5 protein-coding genes and 1 pseudogene are annotated in these 5475 nt (G+C 69.7%); 1 reads left to right on the top strand and 5 read right to left on the bottom strand.

The window, feature by feature from the left end; genetic code table 11:
• Window positions 1-1465: phosphoenolpyruvate carboxylase (locus tag IE312_RS40865; protein ID WP_229900123.1), on the top strand; the 1465-nt coding region annotated here is incomplete at its 5' end.
• Window positions 1466-1556: 91 nt separating this feature from the next.
• Here IE312_RS40865 and IE312_RS19140 read toward each other — a convergent pair.
• The 5 genes and pseudogenes from IE312_RS19140 to IE312_RS40860 form a co-directional block, all read right to left on the bottom strand.
• Entirely contained in the window at window positions 1557-2063 is a 507-nt protein-coding gene (locus IE312_RS19140; protein ID WP_189983359.1) for a hypothetical protein, read from the bottom strand.
• Between the two features lie 80 nt (window positions 2064-2143).
• A complete protein-coding gene (gene pth, locus IE312_RS19135) occupies window positions 2144-2746 on the bottom strand; it encodes an aminoacyl-tRNA hydrolase (RefSeq protein WP_189983356.1) in 603 nt (200 codons plus the stop codon).
• A gap of 75 nt (window positions 2747-2821) precedes the next feature.
• Window positions 2822-3415, bottom strand: a complete 594-nt coding sequence (locus tag IE312_RS19130) for a 50S ribosomal protein L25/general stress protein Ctc (RefSeq protein ID WP_189983354.1) — start codon at window positions 3413-3415, stop codon at window positions 2822-2824.
• 207 nt (window positions 3416-3622) lie between these two features.
• Window positions 3623-4603, bottom strand: a complete 981-nt coding sequence (locus tag IE312_RS19125) for a ribose-phosphate diphosphokinase (RefSeq protein ID WP_189983352.1) — start codon at window positions 4601-4603, stop codon at window positions 3623-3625.
• A gap of 153 nt (window positions 4604-4756) precedes the next feature.
• Window positions 4757-5475 (bottom strand): annotated as a pseudogene (locus tag IE312_RS40860) (DapH/DapD/GlmU-related protein); the annotation flags it as partial.

The following is a 5475-nucleotide window of genomic DNA, read 5'->3' as shown; positions in this document are numbered from 1 at the left end:
GTCCTGGCGCTACGCCGACATGCCCCGCGAGTACCGGGCCAAGCTCCTCGCCAAGGAACTGCGCTCCCGCAGGCCGCTCGCCCCCACCCCGGCCCCCGTCGACGCCGCCGGCCAGAAGACCCTCGGCGTCTTCCGGACCGTCAAGAAGGCCCTGGAGGTCTTCGGCCCCGAGGTCATCGAGTCCTACATCATCTCCATGTGCCAGGGCGCCGACGACGTCTTCGCCGCCGCCGTCCTCGCCCGCGAGGCCGGACTCCTCGACCTGCACGCCGGCTGGGCGAAGATCGGCATCGTCCCCCTCCTGGAGACCACCGACGAGCTGAAGGCCGCCGACACCATCCTGGAGGACATGCTCTCCGACCCGTCCTACCGGCGCCTGGTCGCGCTGCGCGGCGACGTCCAGGAGGTCATGCTCGGCTACTCCGACTCCTCCAAGTTCGGCGGCATCACCACCAGCCAGTGGGAGATCCACCGCGCCCAGCGCCGGCTGCGCGACGTCGCCCACCGCTACGGCGTCCGGCTGCGCCTCTTCCACGGCCGCGGCGGCACCGTCGGGCGCGGCGGCGGCCCCTCCCACGACGCGATCCTCGCCCAGCCCTGGGGCACCCTGGAGGGCGAGATCAAGGTCACCGAGCAGGGCGAGGTCATCTCCGACAAGTACCTCATCCCGTCGCTGGCCCGGGAGAACCTGGAACTGACCGTCGCGGCCACCCTCCAGGCCTCCGCCCTGCACACCGCCCCCCGCCAGTCCGACGAGGCCCTCGCCCGCTGGGACGCGGCCATGGACGTCGTCTCCGACGCCGCCCACGCCGCCTACCGGCGCCTGGTCGAGGACCCGGACCTGCCGACGTACTTCCTCGCCTCCACGCCGGTCGACCAGCTCGCCGACCTGCACCTGGGCTCCCGGCCCTCCCGCCGCCCCGGCTCCGGCGTCTCGCTCGACGGGCTGCGCGCCATCCCGTGGGTGTTCGGCTGGACCCAGTCCCGGCAGATCGTCCCCGGCTGGTTCGGCGTCGGCTCCGGCCTCAAGGCCCTGCGCGAGGCGGGGCTCGACACCGTGCTCGACGAGATGCACCAGCAGTGGCACTTCTTCCGCAACTTCATCTCCAACGTCGAGATGACCCTCGCGAAGACCGACCTGCGCATCGCCCAGCACTACGTCGACACCCTCGTCCCCGACGAACTCAGGCACGTCTTCGACACCATCAAGGCCGAACACGAGCTGACCGTCGCCGAGGTGCTCCGGGTCACCGGCGAGAGCGAACTCCTCGACGTCCAGCCCGTCCTGAAGCAGACCTTCGCCATCCGCGACGCCTACCTGGACCCGATCTCCTACCTCCAGGTCGCCCTGCTCAAGCGGCAGCGCGACGCCGCGGCGGCCGGCGTCGACCCCGACCCGCTGCTCTCCCGTGCCCTGCTCCTCACCGTCAACGGCGTGGCGGCGGGCCTGCGCAACACCGGCTGACCCGCCCCGCCGGACGAACGGTGCCCCCGAGGTCGTACGACCTCGGGGGCACCGTCCGTTCCCGCGTCCGCCGCACCTGACGGGTACCAGGTCACTGCAACGCCACGAACACCGCCGTCAGCAGTCCCGCACCGGCGAGACCCAGCACCCAGGCCGGCCGCACCAGGCGCATCCCGCCCGCGACCACCACCGCGGCCAGCAGCAGCGCCCCGCCCAGCGGCACCCACGCGTACAGGATCCCCGCCGGACCGGACCGCACCGCCTGCGAGCTGTCCGGCTTGAGGACCACGTCGTACGTCGCCCCCGGGCGCACCGCCACCGACTGCTCGATCTCCACCCGCGCCCGGGCACCCGCGCCCGCCGACGCCGGCGTGAACGGACCGCTGCACACACCCCCCGCGCACCCCGCCACCCGGACCGTGCCCCGCTCGCGCCCCTTGGTCAGCATCACGTGCTGCGCGGTCCCCCAGGAACCCCACACACCGGCGAACAGGATCAGCGCGGCGAGCGCACCCATCGTCGCGACCCGCCCGAGCCGCAACGCGGACACGGACGCCTGGCGAGCGGTACGGGCTGAGGCAGGCATGGCCGGGATCATTGGCCATACCCCTACGGCCGGTCAACTCGCGCGAGCGACCTGGACGGACAAGTCAGCAGTTGTACGACACCGCGCGCCCCTCAGGAGTTGTACGCGCTCTGCGCCCGCTCCAGCCCCTCCGCCACCAGGCACTCCACCGCGTCCGCCGCCCGGTCCACGAACCAGTCCAGCTCCTTGCGCTCCGCCGACGAGAAGTCCTTCAGCACGAAGTCCGCCACCTGCATCCGCCCCGGCGGCCGGCCGATCCCGCACCGCACCCGGTGGTAGTCCGGCCCCATCGCCTTCGTCATCGACTTCAGACCGTTGTGCCCGTTGTCCCCGCCGCCCAGCTTCAGCCGCAGCGTGCCGTAGTCGATGTCCAGCTCGTCGTGCACCGCCACGACCTGACCCAGCGGAACCTTGTAGAAGTCCCGGAGCGCGTTCACCGGACCACCCGACAGGTTCATGTACGACATCGGCTTCGCCAGCACCACCCGGCGGCTGCCCGGCCCCGCGGGACCGATCCGCCCCTCCAGCACCTGCGCCTGCGCCTTGCCCGCCCGCTTGAACTTCCCCCCGATCCGCTCCGCGAGCAGGTCGGCCACCATGAAACCGACGTTGTGCCGGTTCATGGCGTACTCCGGCCCGGGATTGCCGAGCCCGACGATCAGCCAGGGATCACTGGCGGGGGTGGTCACGTCCATGTCTCCTTGATACGCGCCAGCCGCCGCCCCCCGCGAGGGAGGCAGCGGCTGATCAGCTGATGACGGCGGCGAGGATCAGGCCTCGGCGGCCTCTTCGCCCCCGGCGGTCTCACCCTCGGTCTCCTCGGCCTGCGCGGCCAGGACCTGCAGGACGACCGCGTCCTCGTCGACGGCCAGCGTGGTGCCGGACGGGAGGGGGATGTCCTTGGCGAGGATGGAGGCACCGGCCTCCAGGCCCTCGACGGAGACGGTGACCGACTCGGGGATGTGCGTGGCCTCGGTCTCCACCGGCAGCGCGTTCAGAACGTGCTCCAGCAGGTTGCCGCCCGGCGCCAGCTCGCCCTCGGTGTGGACGAAGATCTCGACCGTGACCTTCTCACCCCGCTTGACCAGCTGGAGGTCGACGTGCTCCAGGAAGCCCTTCAGCGGGTCGCGCTGCACGGCCTTCGGGATCGCCAGCTCGTTGGTCTTGCCGTCGATGTCCAGCGAGATCAGGACGTTCGGCGTACGCAGCGCCAGCAGCAGCTCGTGGCCCGGCAGGGTCAGGTGCACCGGGTCGGTGCCGTGGCCGTACAGAACGACCGGCACCTTGTTGTCACGGCGGATACGGCGCGCGGCACCCTTGCCGAACTCGCTGCGCGTCTCGGCGCTGAGCTTCACCTCGGACATATGGATCACTCCTCGTAGAACTCGGAACGGACGTGGTCACCCGGCCACGAACGGCCTGCTACGAAGAGCGCGTCGATAACGGACCGCCGTACACGAGTACGGCCTCCCTCGCCGAGCAACTGCAGCAGTCTACTCGGAGGGGGAGGCCGTACCCAAAACGATCACCTCAAGGGCGCAGCAGGGGGTGCGCCAAGGGGTGCAGAAACCTCACTGCTCGTCGAAGAGGCTGGTCACCGAACCATCCTCGAACACCTCACGCACCGCACTCGCGATCGTCGGCGCGATCGACAGCACCGTGATCTTGTCCAGCTCCCGGTTCAGCTCACCCGGCGTCGGCAGCGTATTCGTGAACACGAACTCGCTCACCCGCGAGTTCTTCAGCCGATCCGCAGCCGGACCCGACAGCACACCGTGCGTCGCCGTCACGATGACGTCCTCCGCACCGTGCGCGAACAGCGCGTCCGCCGCCGCACAGATCGTGCCACCCGTGTCGATCATGTCGTCGACCAGGACACACACCCGGCCCTTGACCTCACCGACGACCTCGTGGACCGTCACCTGGTTCGCCACGTCCTTGTCACGCCGCTTGTGCACGATCGCCAGCGGCGCACCGAGCCGGTCGCACCACCGGTCCGCCACCCGCACCCGGCCCGCGTCCGGCGACACCACCGTCAGCTTCTCCCGGTCCACCTTCTTGCCCACGTAATCCGCCAGCAGCGGCAGCGCGAACAGGTGGTCCACCGGACCGTCGAAGAAACCCTGGATCTGGTCCGTGTGCAGATCCACCGTCAGGATGCGGTCCGCACCCGCCGTCTTCATCAGGTCCGCGATCAGACGCGCCGAGATCGGTTCACGACCCCGGTGCTTCTTGTCCTGCCGCGCGTAACCGTAGAACGGCACGATCACCGTGATGGAACGAGCCGACGCGCGCTTCAACGCGTCGATCATGATCAGCTGCTCCATGATCCACTTGTTGATCGGAGCCGTGTGGCTCTGGATCAGGAAGCAGTCCGCACCACGAGCCGACTCCTGGTAACGGACATAGATCTCACCGTTGGCGAAGTCGAAGGCCTTCGTCGGGACGACCCCGACACCCAGCTGCTGGGCGACCTCCTCGGCAAGCTCGGGGTGGGCGCGGCCGGAGAAGAACATCATCTTCTTCTCGCCGGTCGTCTTGATCCCGGTCACAGCACAGTCTCCTCAGAGGTTGTCTCAGCCAGCCGGCTGCTCGGCGACCTCTCGGCTGGGCGTGAGAGGCCGAATCAGCTGGTAAGGGTGCGGGTGCACACGTGCGGATGTGCACTTATCACGGTACGCCGTGTTTGGCGCACCCGTTTCCGGTCAGCCCTCGCTCTCACCCTGCCGGGACGCCGCCTCGGCCGCCTTCGCCGCCGCGCTCCCCGGACGCTTCCGAGCCACCCAACCCTCGATATTCCGCTGCTGACCACGGGCCACGGCCAGCGAACCGGGCGGCACATCCTTCGTGATCACCGACCCGGCGGCGGTGTAGGCACCGTCCCCCACCGTGACAGGAGCCACAAACATGTTGTCCGAACCGGTCCGGCAGTGCGACCCGATCGTCGTGTGGTGCTTGTCCTGGCCGTCGTAGTTCACGAACACACTCGCCGCACCGATGTTCGAGTACTCACCGATCGTCGCGTCCCCGACGTACGACAGATGCGGCACCTTCGTCCCCTCCCCGATCGAGGAGTTCTTCGTCTCGACGTACGTACCGATCTTCCCCTTGGCACCGAGACGCGTCCCGGGCCGCAGATACGCGTACGGTCCCACGCTCGCCCGCTCGCCCACCACAGCTCCGTCGGCCACCGTGTTGTCCACCCGCGCCCCAGGACCCACACGGGTGTCCTTCAGCCGGCAGTTCGGCCCCACCTCGGCACCCTCGCCCAGATGCGTCGACCCCGTCAGCTGCGTCCCCGGATGCACCACCGCGTCCCGGTCGAACGTCACCGTCACATCGACCCAGGTCGTCGCCGGATCCACGACCGTCACCCCGTCCAGCATCGCCCGCGTCAGCAACCGGTCGTTCAGCGTGCGACGGG

The sequence above is a fragment of the Streptomyces capoamus genome (genome assembly GCF_014654935.1).
Classification (GTDB): Bacteria; Actinomycetota; Actinomycetes; order Streptomycetales; family Streptomycetaceae; genus Streptomyces; species Streptomyces capoamus.
Note: the sequence above shows the minus strand (reverse complement) of the source record. Positions and strands in the feature narration are given on the sequence as shown.

Excerpts from the sequence above, each read along its gene's own strand:
- IE312_RS19140 (WP_189983359.1), bottom strand. The coding sequence starts at position 2,063 with ATGATCCCGGCCATGCCTGCCTCAGCCCGTACCGCTCGCCAGGCGTCC.
- pth (WP_189983356.1), bottom strand. The coding sequence starts at position 2,746 with ATGGACGTGACCACCCCCGCCAGTGATCCCTGGCTGATCGTCGGGCTC.
- IE312_RS19130 (WP_189983354.1), bottom strand. The coding sequence starts at position 3,415 with ATGTCCGAGGTGAAGCTCAGCGCCGAGACGCGCAGCGAGTTCGGCAAG.